The following is a 534-nucleotide window of genomic DNA, read 5'->3' on the forward strand; positions in this document are numbered from 1 at the left end:
CTTTCGAGTAATTCTTTTTTAGAGATTAATTGTTCCTCCATAAATCCAGCTCCTTTGATGGATACATTGTAACATAACACTGTTACGTTGTTAAGCCCAAAAAAATAAAACAAAGCCTCTCATGCTGACAAAAAAAGTCCGCTCATCATAATGGGCGGACTTTTTTTACTATTTTAAATCACGGTAATTTTGCTGGCGCAGCGCCTCATAAACAAGAATCGCCGCTGTATTGGACAGGTTTAATGATCTGACATGCTCAGTCATCGGGAGACGCAGGCAGCGGTCCATGTTATTTTGGATCAAATCCTTTGGCAAACCGCTTGTTTCTCTTCCAAACACGAAGAAATAATCCTCGTTAAGATCTGTGTAATCAAATGAGGTATGAGGCTGCTGGCCGAATTTCGTAATAAAGAAAAACTGGCCTTTTTGATATTCCTCAAACAATTCTTCTAATGAATCATGATACACCACGTTAACGAACTCCCAATAATCGAGTCCTGCACGCTTCAGCATTTTATCATCCGTTGAAAAGCC

Annotated in this window: 1 protein-coding gene; it reads right to left on the reverse strand. The window is 39.5% G+C overall.

The window, feature by feature from the left end; translation table 11 throughout:
- Positions 1-168 precede the first annotated feature (168 nt).
- The coding region (locus MOC09_RS19425) for a TrmH family RNA methyltransferase (protein ID WP_268371615.1) at positions 169-534 on the reverse strand (366 nt) is incomplete at its 5' end.

Origin of the sequence: Bacillus sp. N12A5, from assembly GCF_026790125.1 — a bacterium.
In the GTDB taxonomy this organism is placed as follows: Bacteria; Bacillota; Bacilli; order Bacillales; family Bacillaceae; genus Bacillus.